At 33.6% G+C, this 15,294-nt stretch carries 16 protein-coding genes, 2 tRNA genes and 1 pseudogene; 12 read left to right on the plus strand and 7 right to left on the minus strand.

What is annotated here, in order from left to right; translation table 11 throughout:
- Nucleotides 1-18 precede the first annotated feature (18 nt).
- From NAAC61_RS07200 to NAAC61_RS07245, 10 genes are all read left to right on the plus strand, one after another.
- Nucleotides 19-1,026, plus strand: coding sequence for a DHH family phosphoesterase (locus NAAC61_RS07200; RefSeq protein WP_202695595.1), 1,008 nt, complete (start codon nt 19-21; stop codon nt 1,024-1,026).
- Between the two features lie 15 nt (nt 1,027-1,041).
- Nucleotides 1,042-1,464 (plus strand): Na+/H+ antiporter subunit E, encoded by a 423-nt coding sequence (locus NAAC61_RS07205; protein WP_121514687.1) that lies wholly within the window; start codon nt 1,042-1,044, stop codon nt 1,462-1,464.
- A 38-nt stretch (nt 1,465-1,502) separates the two neighbouring features.
- A complete protein-coding gene (locus NAAC61_RS11355; protein ID WP_158584887.1) occupies nt 1,503-1,718 on the plus strand; it encodes a monovalent cation/H+ antiporter complex subunit F in 216 nt (71 codons plus the stop codon).
- Nucleotides 1,715-1,999: a cation:proton antiporter gene (locus NAAC61_RS07215; protein ID WP_103065099.1), complete on the plus strand. Its 285-nt coding sequence runs from the start codon at nt 1,715-1,717 to the stop codon at nt 1,997-1,999. Before NAAC61_RS11355 ends, NAAC61_RS07215 begins: the two co-directional genes overlap by 4 nt.
- Nucleotides 1,996-2,772: a hydrogenase subunit MbhD domain-containing protein gene (locus tag NAAC61_RS07220; RefSeq protein WP_202695596.1), complete on the plus strand. Its 777-nt coding sequence runs from the start codon at nt 1,996-1,998 to the stop codon at nt 2,770-2,772. Before NAAC61_RS07215 ends, NAAC61_RS07220 begins: the two co-directional genes overlap by 4 nt.
- A complete protein-coding gene (locus NAAC61_RS07225) occupies nt 2,769-3,458 on the plus strand; it encodes an MnhB domain-containing protein (protein ID WP_202695597.1) in 690 nt (229 codons plus the stop codon). The genes NAAC61_RS07220 and NAAC61_RS07225 overlap by 4 nt, the downstream gene beginning before the upstream one ends.
- A complete protein-coding gene (locus tag NAAC61_RS07230; protein ID WP_202695598.1) occupies nt 3,455-3,790 on the plus strand; it encodes an NADH-quinone oxidoreductase subunit K in 336 nt (111 codons plus the stop codon). The genes NAAC61_RS07225 and NAAC61_RS07230 overlap by 4 nt, the downstream gene beginning before the upstream one ends.
- Before the next feature lie 27 nt (nt 3,791-3,817).
- The gene (locus NAAC61_RS07235) at nt 3,818-4,876 is read left to right on the plus strand and encodes a complex I subunit 5 family protein (RefSeq protein WP_202695599.1); all 1,059 of its coding nucleotides are present in this window, start codon (nt 3,818-3,820) and stop codon (nt 4,874-4,876) included.
- Entirely contained in the window at nt 4,863-5,249 is a 387-nt protein-coding gene (locus NAAC61_RS07240; protein ID WP_202695600.1) for a hypothetical protein, read from the plus strand. The genes NAAC61_RS07235 and NAAC61_RS07240 overlap by 14 nt, the downstream gene beginning before the upstream one ends.
- Nucleotides 5,250-5,350: 101 nt before the next feature.
- The gene (locus tag NAAC61_RS07245) at nt 5,351-6,652 is read left to right on the plus strand and encodes a hypothetical protein (protein WP_121959720.1); all 1,302 of its coding nucleotides are present in this window, start codon (nt 5,351-5,353) and stop codon (nt 6,650-6,652) included.
- 69 nt (nt 6,653-6,721) lie between these two features.
- Here the strand turns inward: NAAC61_RS07245 and NAAC61_RS07250 are convergent.
- Nucleotides 6,722-6,811 (minus strand) — tRNA-Leu (locus NAAC61_RS07250).
- Between the two features lie 91 nt (nt 6,812-6,902).
- Here NAAC61_RS07250 and NAAC61_RS07255 point away from each other — a divergent pair.
- Both NAAC61_RS07255 and NAAC61_RS07260 read left to right on the plus strand, forming a co-directional pair.
- Nucleotides 6,903-8,204: an NAD(P)/FAD-dependent oxidoreductase gene (locus tag NAAC61_RS07255; RefSeq protein ID WP_103065094.1), complete on the plus strand. Its 1,302-nt coding sequence runs from the start codon at nt 6,903-6,905 to the stop codon at nt 8,202-8,204.
- 59 nt (nt 8,205-8,263) lie between these two features.
- Nucleotides 8,264-8,338, plus strand: a tRNA-Gln gene (locus NAAC61_RS07260).
- Between the two features lie 37 nt (nt 8,339-8,375).
- On the opposite strand, the gene NAAC61_RS07265 is transcribed toward NAAC61_RS07260, so the two are convergent.
- The 6 genes and pseudogenes from NAAC61_RS07265 to NAAC61_RS07295 form a co-directional block, all read right to left on the minus strand.
- Entirely contained in the window at nt 8,376-10,379 is a 2,004-nt protein-coding gene (locus NAAC61_RS07265; protein WP_121959721.1) for a peptidylprolyl isomerase, read from the minus strand.
- Nucleotides 10,380-10,529: 150 nt separating this feature from the next.
- Entirely contained in the window at nt 10,530-11,510 is a 981-nt protein-coding gene (locus NAAC61_RS07270) for a thiamine pyrophosphate-dependent enzyme (protein WP_049755229.1), read from the minus strand.
- Nucleotides 11,511-11,523: 13 nt separating this feature from the next.
- Nucleotides 11,524-12,693 (minus strand): pyruvate ferredoxin oxidoreductase, encoded by a 1,170-nt coding sequence (gene porA / locus NAAC61_RS07275; protein ID WP_121959722.1) that lies wholly within the window; start codon nt 12,691-12,693, stop codon nt 11,524-11,526.
- Between the two features lie 26 nt (nt 12,694-12,719).
- Nucleotides 12,720-13,020 (minus strand): annotated as a pseudogene (locus NAAC61_RS07285) (4Fe-4S binding protein).
- Entirely contained in the window at nt 13,013-13,588 is a 576-nt protein-coding gene (locus NAAC61_RS07290; protein WP_012208425.1) for a 2-oxoacid:acceptor oxidoreductase family protein, read from the minus strand. Before NAAC61_RS07290 ends, NAAC61_RS07285 begins: the two are co-directional and overlap by 8 nt.
- A gap of 38 nt (nt 13,589-13,626) precedes the next feature.
- The gene (locus NAAC61_RS07295; RefSeq protein ID WP_121959772.1) at nt 13,627-15,243 is read right to left on the minus strand and encodes a glycoside hydrolase family 57 protein; all 1,617 of its coding nucleotides are present in this window, start codon (nt 15,241-15,243) and stop codon (nt 13,627-13,629) included.
- Nucleotides 15,244-15,294 lie beyond the last annotated feature (51 nt).

Genomic DNA, 15,294 nt, shown 5'->3' on the forward strand with positions numbered 1-15,294 from the left:
AAGAACGGAGGAGAAAAGTTGTCTGAAAATTTAAAAGAGATCGTAGAGGAAATAAATAAGAATGATAATGTTTTGATAGTAGGCCATATACTCCCGGATGGAGATGATGTAAGTAGTTTAGTATCGATGACCTTAGGATTAGAAAAATTAGGAAAAAAAGTGACGGCGGCGATCGACGATGAAATCCCGGAATATCTTTTACAATTTCCTTTGGTTAAATCAAAGATCAAAAAATTTGAAGATGTTGAAAAAATAATTTATAAAAATTACGATATTATGGTAATTTTAGACTGCTCATCACCGGACAGAATAGGAAGATTTGAAAAATATTTAAATGCTTTTCACGTTCTTTTAATCGATCATCACGTAACAAATACATATTTTGGAAATTTAAATTGGGTAGACCCTTCGATGGCTTCAACAGCTCAAATGGTTTACAGAATTTTGACTTCTTTAAATGTTGAATACGACAAAGAACTAGCAACAATGAATTTATTGGGAGTAGCAACCGATACCGGCTTCTTTAAATATCAAAATGCCAACGTTTTAGTTTTTAAAGATGTTACTGGGTTGATTGAAAAAGGAGCAAATATTAGCGATATTTCAAATACTATATTAGATAACATACCATTAGAACAAATCTACTTGTATAAAGACGTCATTTCCAATCTTAAACTAGCCTTAAATGGCCAAATTGCTTATTCTTTATTATCCTTGGATATGTTCTCTAAATACAACGTTTTACCAAAAGATTCCCCTTCATTTGTGGAAAACCTTCGATCCATCAGAGGCGTGGAGATCGCCATCGTATTTCAAGAATATGAAAAAGGTTCTTATCATGTTTCGTTGAGATCCAAAAAATGGGCAGATGTATCAAAGATTGCTCTCAATTTTGGTGGGGGAGGTCATCCGCGCGCAGCAGGATTTTCAATTGAAACAAACGATATAAAACAAACAATGGAAGAAATTGTAGATTACATTGCTAAAACAATTCCAAATCACAATCCTAACCCAGCCTTTCAATAAGGGTAGTGTTTTTATATGGCATACATTTTTTTATTTACAATTTGGAGCGTTCTAATTAATGATTTTTCTGATCTTTCTCTAGTATTAGGAGTTTTTGTTGTTATAAGTACAATTAGAATAACCAACTTGTTTTTTAAAAATACCACTTATGGGACGATACAAATATTGGTGTACAGTTTAGGAAGCCTTTTAAAAATGTATAAAAATGCATTTGCTTTTTTGCCCTTAATTCTCTTAAAAAAGTACTCCGGTTTATCTCACATAGACGTTAAAGGAAAATCCGATTTTGAAAAAGCTGCAATAGCAAATTCAATCTCACTAACCCCTAAAACACTTGTTTTATTTGAAGAGGATGATAAACTAATAGTTCATAAAGTTTCTTCAACCCCTGAAGAAGCTCATAGAGTAGATGATATTTGGAAGGACGATATAATCTGATACATATATTAGAAATTTTCATCCTTATATCTCTTTTTATGATTTTGATTAAATTAATATTGTCAAAATCAAAATGGGAAAAGGTACTTTCCTATTCTTCGTTTTCTTCAAAAGCGGTAATACTGATGTTAGTTTTTTCCCTTGCCTCTGATCAATTGTTTCTTTTAGATGTTATAATTATATTTTTAATTCTTAACATCTGGGGTGTTTTAATAGTATCCGCTTACCTTGAAAGAGGTGGTAATAAAAGATGATTGCCAACCTTTTAATGGGAATAGGAATTATATTTCTATTTGCAGGAACTTTAGGATTGTTTACTATGCAGGATTTCTATTCTAAAATTCAAGCTATCGGGATATCAGACACAGTAGGAATAATCTCAGTTATAATCTCACTGATGCTCAAATATCCAGAAAACATGGCAAGATTACTCATGTTATCTATCATCATTCTAGTTTTAAATCCAGCAATCTCCTCTATAATCGCTTATCACGCTGCAAAATCAGGTGAAAAGGTGGGCAGAAAAATCAAGTGAGTTATTCTATAATTTTTTTGTTTTTAAGTTTAATCGTTCTTTCATTATACATATTATCACAAAAAAGCTATGTTAACGTAATCATAGGCTACGGAGTTTTTTCTGTAGCTACTTCTGTACTATTTTTTCTTCTGAATGCGCCGGATGTGGCTTTTGTTGAAATAACCATTGGTGCTGCTTTTGTTATTTTTATATATCTAATTGCCATAAAAAAGGCCGCTGAGGTAAAGGTCTATTACATCGAAACACCTTATATGATAGAGGAAAAAGAAGGAAATTTATACGGATTTGAATACGAATTGATCAAGGAATTTTTAGAAAGAAAAGGTTTGGATGCTGATTTCATAAAAGTTGATGCTAAAGATCCTATGGAAAACATAAATGACCACGGAGAAATTCTGGCTGGAGGAATAATTTTAGAAGATAATAATTTTGAAAACATAATACCTTCCAAAGGTATCTTATTATCAAAATTATACGCTGTTGGTCAACCAAATAAAATTTGTTTAGGAATCTTTATGCCAAACTTAAAATCAAAAAGCTTTGAAGATTTGGATGATGATTTCATAATTGATGCGGTAAGATTAAGAAAAATAGTTATGGGAGAAGAAAGGCTGTTGTCCAAAAAGATAGAGATTATTAAAGATACTAGTTACAGGATAATCTTTTATAAAAGAGATAAATCTTTAGCAAGGGACTTCAACAAATTTTTGGAAGAAATAAAAAGTGACACCGAATATTATGAGAACCTCGTCAGGAGGTATATTGGATGAAAAATTACCTTGTTTTAACGTTGATAATAGCAATTTTTTTCGTCCTTGCATTAAACTTAAAAGTTGGAGATATGAAAAGTTTCTATGAACCTTCTGAAATTCTTGCTGAAAACGGATCAATTAATATGGTGTCCGCTATTGTTCTTGATTATAGGATCTACGATACCTTTTTTGAAATATTGGTTTTTACAGTGGCAATCATTGGTATTTCCGAATTTATAGGGAAAATTCCTACGGTTGCTCCCGACGACCAGCAGATAAAATACGATACCCCAATCATAAAGGTTATAACACCAATAATTTTTCAAATAATAGTTTTAATCTCTCTTTATATTGCAATAACCGGACATATAGCCCCTGGTGGAGGATTTGCTGCAGGTACTATTCTAGGAACAGGTTTTCTAGCGGTTTCCCTGGTGCGACCAACGGATGAAATAGAAAACTTGTTTGTAAAATCCAAAATTGAGAAATTGAAAATGTTGGTTCCTTTATTAATAATATTATACGGCTTATTAGGATATACGTGGGGGGGAACAATTTTTTCTAATTTCCATCTACAAGGATCCCCTGGAAAATTAGCTAGCGGAGGTTCTGCTATTTTATTAATTTTTTTAATTTATTTCGAGGTTTTTGGTGGATCATGGACTATCCTGTATAGATTTTTAAAACATAAGGGATTATTGTGAATATTTACTATATCATCACTTTATCAATAATACTTATTGGTTTATTTGGAATTATTACAAAAAAAGATCTAATCTTAATATTTATCAACCTCGGGGTTTTCCAAGAAGGAATTGTTCTCTTCTTTGTTCTTTTGGCTTACGATGAAAATTCACCTATTATCACCACACATTTACAAAGTTACGCTGATCCACTTATCCATTCTTTTCTACTTACCGTTATAGTAATTGGATTCGCAAACTTGGCTTTAATGCTGGTTTTCGCCATGATATTATCTTCCAAATTCAAGACCCTTGAAGTTGATGAAATTGAAAAGAAAGTCAAGAAACAATAAAAAATCTCATAAAAATAGGAGCAAAGCATGATTCTACTTGTATCCTTAATACCCATATCTTTTGGCATACTGACCTATTTTTTTAAAAAGAAAACATCTCTATTGGTAACAATCTCATATATACTCACTTTCTTGTTTCTTACTATTTTGCAAGAAGGCTCATTTGTAGTAGGGAATTATTCCGCACTTAAAGGTATCGAATTCACCTTTAACTTTACTATTAAATTCTTACTAATTTTATTCAATCTTTTCTCTTTAATAACCTTTTTTAGAATCTACAAAAATTATGATCATGTGTTTTTTTCACTTTGGCTTCTATTAACAGGAAGTATAAATGGTTTCTTCATGAGTAGAGATTTTTTCAATATATACGTTCATTTGGAGCTCGCTTCTATATTAACTTTCCTTTTGTTATCATACGATAAGAATGAGATAAGAATATGGGCAGCTTTGAAGTACATGATGATGAGCTTAGTATCCTTAAATTTCTATTTGATAGGGGTAGGGATTCTTTATTCAAATTCAGGCACCTTGAATCTCAATTACAACCTTTCAAATGGAATTAATACCTTTGCTTTCAGTTTTATCCTAACGGGGTTGTTAACAAAAGGCGGATTATTTTTTCTTTCTGGATGGTTACCCGATGCCCATACCGAGGCAGTGAAAGGAACCTCTCCTATATTATCAGGTATAATCGTCAAACTTCCTTTATTTATAATTTATTTACTCATACCCTCTTTACCCAATGAACTTAGAATTTTTCTATACTATTTCGCAGTTATAACTGCTATTTGTTCCTCCCTCTTTACACTGCTACAAAACGATATCAAAAAATTTATGGCTTATTCCACTATGACTCAGATGAGTTATGGACTAATGATCATTCTAATTAACCCGCCTTTTTTTCCATATTTTATAGTTTATCATATGTTCACTAAAGGATTTTTATTCATGATAGCCGAAGATATATACGAGAAAAATGGCACAAAAAATCTAAAAGAACTGGATGGTTCACAAATATCCTTAGATACATTTTTTTTTGCTTATTTTCTTGCTGATGAACTTAGGAGGATTGTTCCCCTTTAGCCTTTATATCATCAAAGATAATTTATCTTTACCCTATTTTCTCGAGATAAACATTTTCATCTTCGGAATGTACTTTTATAAATTATTAAACACCTTTAAAGTGAAGAAGAAAAATTTTGAATACAAATATTGGTATATGTTCATCTTCGCAATTTTAAACGTTGTATCTATAACTTATTATTTCACAACTATCGCTTCCAACTTATCCATCTTAAAAATTTTAACCGAATATTTACTGTTTGCAGCAGGTATTCTATCATTCTTATTTTTAAGAAAAAAGGTATCCTTACCTTCAATAGAGATATACAGTTTTGAAAATAGTTTTATCTATCAAATATCATTTTTATTGGTTGCTTTGCTAATGGAAATGTAGACAAAAGTTTTCAAATATTTTGGAAAACTATGGTAAAATAATAAAGATAATATCAAAAAAATCAAAGGAGGTAATGTGCGTAGTATCGCACTATACAAATTATGAAAAAATTCTTATTTTCTTTTTTATTAGTAACTTTCATTTTTAGTATTACTATTTTCCCTCAAGACGTTTTAAAATTTATACCTTCAGATTCAAAAGTGGTAGTTTTAATAAATGATTTAGAAGGCACATATACGGATTTAAAAACTGTGCCAACTATGAAAACTTTATTGTTAGAACCTTTTAACGCCGAACTAATGCTTTCTAACCTTGCTCAAATGTATTTTAATGCTTTAAAGATAGATTACGAAAGTTTTCTAAATAATCTCAGCGTTGATCTCTCGATTTTTGTTCAAGAACCTAAAGAAAATAATTATATTTTTGGCTTCTCCGTTGGTCCTTTAGAAAACCCCCAAACTTTTGCTACAGATTTAGATAAACTATTAGAACCTTTGAAAGATTACGGGATTTCGTTTACTCCTATCTATCAAAGTGTCGGAAATCAAAATTACCTTGTAATGGTTCAAAATAAAGATGTATATTCTTCTTCTGAAAAAGGAGTTACCGATTTTGAAGAAATCCTTCCAACAAAAAAAGGATTATATTACAGAATAAACACCTCTGACTATCAAGGAGACGGCTATTTTTACGTTAAAGATGGCTTCTTAATAGGTGGAGGCAATGGAACTGCAGAAACAGAATTCATCGATAAAAACTTTGTAAAAGGGGCTCAAGAATATCCCTTCCTGGGTAGTATATTTTTTACCTCTGGTTTAATCCCAAAAGATTTAACAAATTTTGCGGATTTCATAAATATAATAGTAGATTACAAAATTGTAGAAAATTTAATATCCCTTTCACAAGGAGTGGAAGCTAACGTTGATTTAACTACGAGTAACAATGCAATGCCGACAATTTCTAATGCGAGCTATTTAAAATTGAAAACTGACGCTAAAATAGACGAAATTATACCTATTTTGAATGAAAATAACATAAAATACAAAAAAACTAGTGAAAACATGATGGAATTTTATATAGAATCTGAAATTACAAGTCAAAATAACCAAACAGAAATTTTAACCAATACTTTTTATGTTTGGAAAGACGAATACTTGATGGTATCACAAATGAAATCCGATGAGCTTCAAAAACTTCTTAATGATAAACCAAAGCTTTCAGAGAATGAATTGTTCCAAAAATTAAGTGAACGAATTGGAACAGGGGATGTTACTTACGCCTTTGTAGATTTAACTCCTATTTTTCAGAATTATGTGCCAAATTTGAAAGGCCAGTATGGTTTATTACTAAATGTGAGTTCAATAGAAGAAAATAAATTAAAAATTGATTTTATTGTGCAATAAGAAATATCGATTAAAGTTAGGTAAGACTTCAATAAAAGATTAAAGGGCATGCTTACGCATGCCCTTTATTGGTGCCGAGGGCGGGAGTTGAACCCGCACGGGGTTCTCCACCCCAACGGATTTTGAGTCCGCCGCGTCTGCCAATTCCGCCACCTCGGCAATTCTAAGTTATTATACTATATTTATAAACTCTTGTCAATAGAAATTGAACCTTTGTAGGATAGCAAATGATTTAATGGGAGGGAGTTTTATGAAAAAGATAGCTATTATAGGTTTCGGCGCAGCTTCTATAGGTTTCTTAAAAGGGCTACAAGAAGAGCAAAAGATTGATAACTACAAGATAGATATTTATGAAAAAGGTGAGAATTTAGAAGGTGCAGGATTCGGTGGTTTGAAATACGATGGAAAATTATTTATTTCAAAAGAAATGGGTGGAGATTTAGTTATCCCGTTGAATATTCAAAAGAAAGTAGTAGAATATTATCTCACAAAATCTGGATTAGCAAAGCTGGATGAGGATAAAAAATTAGAGCTTTCCAATAAATTAGAAAAAGGCGATTCTTTTGAAAACGAAGAGCTATATAAAAAGTTCTACGATGCGGATTTTGAACCCGTAAGATCTCACTTTTTTCATCTGGGTACAGAACTACTAATAGAAACCGTAAAAAACATTTTCGAAGAATTCTCAAAATTCAATAACATAAATTTTATATTTGGTGAGGAAGTTATCAAAGTTATTCCTGGCCCAGAGGTTGCCGTAGTAACAAGTAGTGGAAGTGAAAAAACCTATGACAAGGTTGTTGTTGCCGTTGGGAGAAGAGGTCATAAATTAGTATCGGATATGGTCAAAGATCATCCGGATTTAGTCTTATCAAATGACAAGGTTGATCTTGGTGTCAGATTTGAACTTCCTAATCATATAGTGGACGACTTAAACAAAGAGATGTACGAATTCAAAATTAGATTAAAAACTAAAACAGGGTATATTGTGAGAACTTTTTGCAACAATCCTGGTGGAGAGGTTACTTTGGAAAGTTACGACGACTTTTTAACGGTTAATGGTCATGCAAATACTACTAAAAAGACTGCCAACACTAATTTTGCAATCTTGGTTACTCATTCGTTCACTCAGCCTTTCAACGACCCTGTAGGTTACGGTTCTTATATCGCAAAGCTTTCCAATATCCTTGCTGGCGGAGACAAGGTTATACTTCAATGCTATGAAGATTTTAAAGCTTCAAAAAGGACAAAAAAATTAGGGCGAGTTGAACCTACGTTAGATCCCAAACACTTCATTTTGGGAGATTTGAATCTGGCTCTTCCCAGACGTACTATAGAATCAATAATCGATTTTTTGGAACGATTAGAAACAGTTGTAAAAGGCGTTACTTACCCAGATAATCTCTTATATGGAGCAGAAGTTAAATTTTATGCAAATAAGATAAACAACGATTTCTTTGGAAATGTAAAAATAATTGGAGACTGTAGCGGATGGACTCGGTCGATAACCTATGCTACAAGTCATGGATACCTAATCGCAAAGGAGTTTTAAACGGTTGTATTGACAAAATAATATTGATATGTTATAATGATTTTTGTAGACTTAATGAATGGGACGTAGCCAAGCGGCAAGGCGACGGACTTTGACTCCGTTATTCGTAGGTTCGAATCCTACCGTCCCAGCCAAAAAAAGGGAGGTTATACCTCCCTTTCTTCATTCCGATTATTGAATATTCGACTGAGTTGCAATTTGAGATGTGTCTGTAGAAGTATCAGAAGTATTGTTTGCTTCTTGTATTTCTCTTTGCAAACTTTCTATCATACTATCAATATTAGTATAATAATTTGGATCGATCTCTTTTATTGTTTCCAAATAAGACAATTTAATTTCCTTTAGCCCTAACAAATCAGTTAAATCTAGTCCAACATCTAATGCTTCTAATTTAGTATCGGTTGCTGCTTGCGTAGAATCAACAACTGTTTGAACATTCACCAAAATCTCAGTGATTTGTTGTTGAAATAGAGTAAATAAATATTGAGATCCTAAATAATAGGAATATTGTTTCAACTGATCCAACTGTAACTTCGAATAGCTAACCTTTACTTTTGGATCTTGGGGGTTCAACTGATAATAAAGTTGAACTACTGAGTTAGAAGAAGGGTACTGTGCATATAGATCTGCTAAAACCTTTTTTAACTTTTCAGTGTAATCTTGTGATTTAGTTTGTAATTCTGATCTAACAACACTTGCATCTTCTGTAGTATTTACTCCAAAATTCTCAAGGGTTTCTTTGGAACTCAGATAACTTTGAGCATCCTGATATTTCGATATCTCGGCTAATAATGAGGTACTTTCGTCCGTATATGATTGAGCGTTCAATTCTTCGAGCCTAATATTTATGGCATCCAAACCCAGCGAAACAATATCTGGATCAACAAATTCAGATAAGCTAAGATATTGATTTATAGAAGTAGTTCTATCACTGTATAAACCCAATAATTGGGTTACAACCATCGTATATACAGCCAAATAATCAGAATCAACTTCCATTGAAATTTCAGTACCCTCGAACACAATACCTTCTAGTTCTTTCGCTAATTCTTCTAATCTTTCTACATCTGTACCCGCCTTCGTTAATTCGTACATATACATCAATTTTGCATCGTAATAATTCCTTCCAAAGTTCTCACTTTCTTTGTAATTAGACAACCAATTATCATACTTTTGACCTTGAACTGTACTTTCTACTTCAGCATATACATCATCGTACAAAAATATATCTTCAGGCTTTTCAAATATTTTCTTATCAAGCACTCTTATCAAATGGAAGCCTTCAGAAGTTTGTACAGGCCCAATAATTTCGCCAACTTGTCCATTAAAAACTGCATCTTCAAAACTTTGTTCATAATTCCCATGTTTTATCCATCCAATTTCTCCAGAATTAGTAGCATTAGAAGTATCCAATGAATACAAGGAAGCAGCATCTTCAAAAGTTATCTCACCTGTTGCAATCATTTCCTTGATGCTATTGGCGGTTGCTTCATCTGAAAGTAGTATATGCTGTACTCTAACTTCTTCATAATCATTCTTTATACTTTCAAAGTTTTGTTCGATATAAGCTAGAGCATCTTCCCTAGAAACTGAAGCGACTGCGTCTTTAACCGCATTATTTATTAAATCTGTTTCCACTGTTTGTTGTAAACCCGAAATTAATATGTTTCGTATATTTTGTTCACTACCGTAGTACTGAAGCATATTATTCCAATTTGTTTCATCTGATTTGTATTGAGTTATATATTGATCAACTTGTGTATTTATCTGATTATTCACTTCCTCATTGGAGGGTAAAAGATCGCTTTGTTCCGCGTAATATCGTACAATTTTTTCGTCAAAGAGTAGATCTACCACCTGATTATCAAGTGATAAATAATCAAAAACAGGATCCAACTGTTGACCGTAATACTGTTGATAGATCTGTGCTTGCTGCTGAGTTATGTTATCTACTTCACTTTTCATTATCCAATATGGGTAATCCAAATCTTCGCCGTCTTTAGTGATCACCAAAACAGAGTCTTCTTTTCTCAGTGTATTTCCACTTTGTGAATTAATCACAGGGTTTCGAGATGAAACATAAGTTGCCACGGACCACCAAACTATACCTGCCAAAAATCCTGCTATAACTATTATAGTGATCAATCTTTCGTGTTTTTTAAACCAATTATTCATCGACTAATGCCTCCTAAACTCTTGAAATTTTACTATCTTTCGAAACGAACTGACTTTGATTTTAATTTTACCACATTTTTTTGAATTTCCCCAATGTTTAATCTTTTATTATTGAAAAAAGGGGATAAATTAATATCCCCTTTAAAATTTCTATATTTTTGTTCTAAGAGGTTTATCTTTAGTCATTTCTTCTAAAGCCAACAACCTATCCCATTTAGCATCTACATAATTTTGTAGTTCTTCCAGTATTTCGTTTGCATCTGGTCTTTTCATAAGTTTACTGTATCTTCCCAATTTAGTTATGTAATCTTTTACTGGTTTGAATGTTTTTGGCTTCTTAGTAACCCTATAAACACCCATATTGTATTCCCATAATGGCCAATACTTTGTTTCGACAGCTAATTTAGTTACTTCTGGACCTGAATCGTCAGGAATTCTCCAAAATCTTACACATGGTGCCAGCATAGCAATGAAAGAAGGTCCTTTGAACTCTAATGCTGTTTGCATCTTTCTCATAAAATCCCAAGGTTCAGCCGTTACTGCGGTTGCGGCATAAACACCTTCATGACCGGCTACTATATCAACTATACTTTTTTTCAATTGTAACTTCCCTGATATAGATTTACCTACTGGAGCAGTGGTTGAATCGGCACCCACAGGAGTGGACCCAGATCTTTGGTTACCTGTGTTCATGTAACCTTCGTTATCATACAAAATGTAAACAAAATCGTGTCCTCTTTCTATAGCTCCAGATAAAGATTGTAAACCTATATCGTAAGTGCCGCCATCACCAGCAAATGCGATAAATTTTATCTTATCGTTGTTAATTTTCCCTCTGTTTAATAGAGATCTGTAAGCGGCTTCTGCCCCAGAGATTGTTGCAGCAACATTTTCAAAGGCATTGTGTATATAAGGTACATTCCAAGAAGTAAATGGGTATATTGTGGAAGAAACTTCCAAACAACCTGTGGCAGCTGCCACTACAGGTTCATAACCCAAACTTTTTGCGGCCAAAGTAGCCCAATTTGCAACCATCGGAGCATTACACCCTGGGCATAATCTATGTCCTTGTGTAAAAGACCAATCATGTGTTTCAACGTATCCTACTATATCTCTAATATTAGGCACAATTATTCACCTCCGGTTATTCTCTTAATCCCAAGTATCTTTGTTCATCAGCTATTAGATTACCCTGAAGGGCATCTTCAAATGCTTCTCTTATCATTTCAGGGGTTGTGTCTCTTCCTCCTAAACCATAAATATAAGAACCTAAAGAAGGTCGAGAAGCAACTTCGTACAAAGAAGATTTTACTAAAGAATATAGGGGAGCTTCTTTCCCAAAAGACATTGCTCTGTCTAAAACAACTACTCCCTTTCTTCCATTTAAAGCTTGCTGAAACTCCTTCTTAGGGAAAGGAGTAAAGACTTGAGGCTTCACCAATCCAACCTTATGTCCTTCTTCTCTAAGCTGGTCTACAACATACTTTGCTGTAGATGCAGTAGAATTCATAACAACCATTATATAATCAGCATCATCCACTTTGTACAAATCCAGAAAATCGTATCTTCTTCCAGATATCTTTTCAAATTCCTCAAATACTCTGGGAAGCTCTTTGTAAGCATTTGTCATAGCTTCTTCTTGCTGACGATGATGTTCGAAGTAATAATCAAAAAGGTCCAATGGACCAAAGGAAACAGGATTTTTAGTATCTAAAAGAGAGTATTTAGGGTTCCAACTTCCAACAAACTCCCTTACCACTTCATCATCTAACATCTCGAAGCTTTCCACTCCATGAGAGGTAATGAAACCATCTAAATTCACCATTGCAGGCAACAATACATTCTCTTTTTCCGCCAATTTAGTTGCCATTATTGTAAAATCATAGGCTTCTTGATGGTTTTCAGTGAAGAATTGAATCCATCCAGAATCTCTTGCCATCATTGCATCGGAATGATCACAGTGAATATTAATGGGCCCTGATAATGCCCTATTGACTACAGGCATTATTATAGGGAGCCTGTAAGAAGCAGCTATATAAACTATTTCTAGCATCAATGCCAACCCATTTGCAGCAGTGGCTGTCATAGTTCTAGCCCCAGAGGCCGCCGAACCTATTACCGCACTCATCGCGGAGTGTTCTGACTCCACAGGAACCAATATGGTATCTACAATACCATCGGATACAAATCCTGCATAATATTCAACAATTGGTGTTTGTGGTGTTATTGGGTAAGCTGCTACTACATCTGGATTGATTTGTCTCATAGCATGTGCAACAGCAGCAGCTCCAGTAACCGTTAGTTTTACGGGCATATATTTTAACCTCCTTCACATTTTCTCTAAATAAATTCTGATTCAGGTTTCATTTCTATGGCGTTAACTGGGCAGACAGCTGCACAAACACCGCAGCCTTACAATAATCTAGATTCACTTCTCCCAATTTCATTTTTTACCGTCAAGCCCACCACTTATAGCCATATCTGGACAATAAAGCCAACATTGCATACAGTTAGTACACTTTTCTCTATCTATTATTGGTCTTTGAATCCTCCATTCACCGGTTTTGTATTCCCTTGCGGTGGCAGGTTTATCAATTACGCCACCAATGGGGATTTCTTTCCATCCTTTCAACTCACTCACTGAGTTTCACCTCCTGGTAACCTCTCTCAAGTGCTCTAATATTAGCTCTCACTACTTCATCGGAGAACTTTTTGGAGAAAGCAGCCTTGATTTTTTCTTTAACGGCATCTAAAGGTACTACATCAGTGGCTCTTATCAAAGCTCCTATCATAACTGTATTAGGTATACCTCTTTTTATTTCTTCCAATGCTATCTCCGTAGCAGGTATTACACCAATTCTTCCTTTATACCCTGATAATTTTCTTACTTCTTCAATGCTTCTAGATGTGTTGACCAACAACAATTTATCCTCAGCTAATCCAGATGTTACTTCCGAATTTTTTAAAAGTGTGTCATCTATGACAACCACCACATCGGGGGTCTCTATGTTACTTTTAAGTCTTATAGGGACATCCGCAACCCTGTTAAAAGCTTTCATCGGAGCACCGGATCTTTCCGCTCCATATTCTGGAAATGAACTGGAATACTTTCCAGCTTCTTCTGCAGCTTCCGTTAAAAATTGAGAAGCACTTTTTGCTCCTTGCCCTGCTCTTGCATGCCATCTTATCTCAAAATATTTTTCTGGCAACGTTTTTATCCTCCCTTCATGTAATAATTTTCAATAAATTAGTTTGTTCTATAATCACTCGAAAATATTGTGTAATCAATATTTCTAAAGATATCATCTATCCATTCATAAAATGAGAGCCTTTCTTCATTAACTTGTTGCTTTTCTAACATTTTGTCAAGATCCAAAAATCTGTTAATATGACATTTAACTCGATTCTTTGCATATTCTATAGTGGTTCCTGTGGTCATTATAAAAGGCCAATCACTAGCTTGTGCAAGGAGAACCTCTCTCATCATCTGATTTAAAGCCCTTTTTTGTAAATTTGAAGGGTTCTTAAAAGTATTGGCTTTTTCTATCATTCTTTCAGTTATTTCGTGAATATGCTTATAAACCCAATCATTTTTCTCATTGAGCCATACATCATGGTATCCACCGGCACCCCAAGAGGATTCTGCGGGATAAGTGATTTGAACTTTTTTAACTGTTTGTAAAATCTCAGTAGGTACAGAAAAATCTAAATATTCGTTTTCAGATGATTGCCTAAAAAGCTCTTCCAAAAATTTCGGACCTTCATACCACCAATGACCAAAAAGTTCAGCATCAAAAGGAGCCACAATTATTGGTTCTTCTTCGTCTAAACATGCTAATAATTTCTTGATTTGCAAAGTTTTTTTATCTAAAAAATCTCTGGCATGCTCTTTTACGATGTTACTGGCTTCTCTAACATCATATATTTCTTTTTTATCCAAGGATAATGATTTATCGGTAATACGATAATACTTTATTCCCGTATTACACCTTGTTCCGCTTGGATCTATGTATGGCTTAATGTAGTCATCTTCTCTGTCATAACCAATATCTCTGTAAAATTCACGATATCTTGAATCGCCTGGATAACCAACTTCAGAACTCCATATCTGCTCGCTTGATTCAGGATCTCTGGCAAACACAAAAACTTTATTCGGGGTGATTATGGGTCTATACACACCATACCTTGGCTGACTGTCTGCATAAGTAAAACCATGTGTACCCACAAAAAAGTATCGTATACCTTCGTCTGATAAATATTTGTCAAGACTTTTAAAATAAGCACATTCCGCCAACCATATACCCATAGGATGCTCACCAAAGTTTTTTTTGAAGGTTAACACGGCTGATTTTATTTGAGCTCTAATAGCCTCTGGATAATCCCGATAAAAAGGTAGATACCCATGAGTGCCATTAGATGTTATCACTTCAATGTAACCTTTATCTTTAAATTCCTTGAAAGCTTTTAATATATTTTGATTATATTCTTCACAAAAAATATCTAAATCTTCTATCAATTCTCGCCTATAATGTTGGGCGAGTTGGTGTATCCTAGGGTCTTCATCTTTTGTCCTAATTATTTCTTTTTCGGTTAATTCTATCAAATTTAATAAATACTTGTGATATTTTTCTCTTAAATCCTTTAAATTAAACATCTCCATCAACGTTGGAGAAAGGCTTATTGTAAGCTTAAATGGAATTTTATCTTTTTCTAAAGATTTAAAAACTTTTATTAAAGGAATATATGTCTCAGTTAATGCCTCAAAAAACCATCTTTCTTCCATAAAATTTTCAAAGTCCGGATGATGAATATAAGGCAGATGAGCATGTAATAAGAACAAAATTTTCCCTTTTCTACTCTTCATAACTTCAATCACTTCCAAAATTGGTATCGTTGAATTTTCTTTTGTTTGTAA

It is taken from the genome of Petrotoga sp. 8T1HF07.NaAc.6.1 (assembly GCF_016772115.1).
Taxonomy (GTDB): domain Bacteria; phylum Thermotogota; class Thermotogae; order Petrotogales; family Petrotogaceae; genus Petrotoga; species Petrotoga mobilis.

Bases quoted from the DNA above. Each gene is read 5' to 3' on its own strand.
- NAAC61_RS07205 (WP_121514687.1), top strand. From the start codon at position 1,042: ATGGCATACATTTTTTTATTTACAATTTGGAGCGTTCTAATTAATGAT.
- NAAC61_RS11355 (WP_158584887.1), top strand. From the start codon at position 1,503: ATGATTTTGATTAAATTAATATTGTCAAAATCAAAATGGGAAAAGGTA.
- NAAC61_RS07215 (WP_103065099.1), top strand. From the start codon at position 1,715: ATGATTGCCAACCTTTTAATGGGAATAGGAATTATATTTCTATTTGCA.
- NAAC61_RS07225 (WP_202695597.1), top strand. From the start codon at position 2,769: ATGAAAAATTACCTTGTTTTAACGTTGATAATAGCAATTTTTTTCGTC.
- NAAC61_RS07235 (WP_202695599.1), top strand. From the start codon at position 3,818: ATGATTCTACTTGTATCCTTAATACCCATATCTTTTGGCATACTGACC.
- NAAC61_RS07245 (WP_121959720.1), top strand. From the start codon at position 5,351: ATGAAAAAATTCTTATTTTCTTTTTTATTAGTAACTTTCATTTTTAGT.
- NAAC61_RS07255 (WP_103065094.1), top strand. From the start codon at position 6,903: ATGAAAAAGATAGCTATTATAGGTTTCGGCGCAGCTTCTATAGGTTTC.
- NAAC61_RS07265 (WP_121959721.1), bottom strand. From the start codon at position 10,379: ATGAATAATTGGTTTAAAAAACACGAAAGATTGATCACTATAATAGTT.
- porA (WP_121959722.1), bottom strand. From the start codon at position 12,693: ATGCCCGTAAAACTAACGGTTACTGGAGCTGCTGCTGTTGCACATGCT.
- NAAC61_RS07295 (WP_121959772.1), bottom strand. From the start codon at position 15,243: ATGAAGAGTAGAAAAGGGAAAATTTTGTTCTTATTACATGCTCATCTG.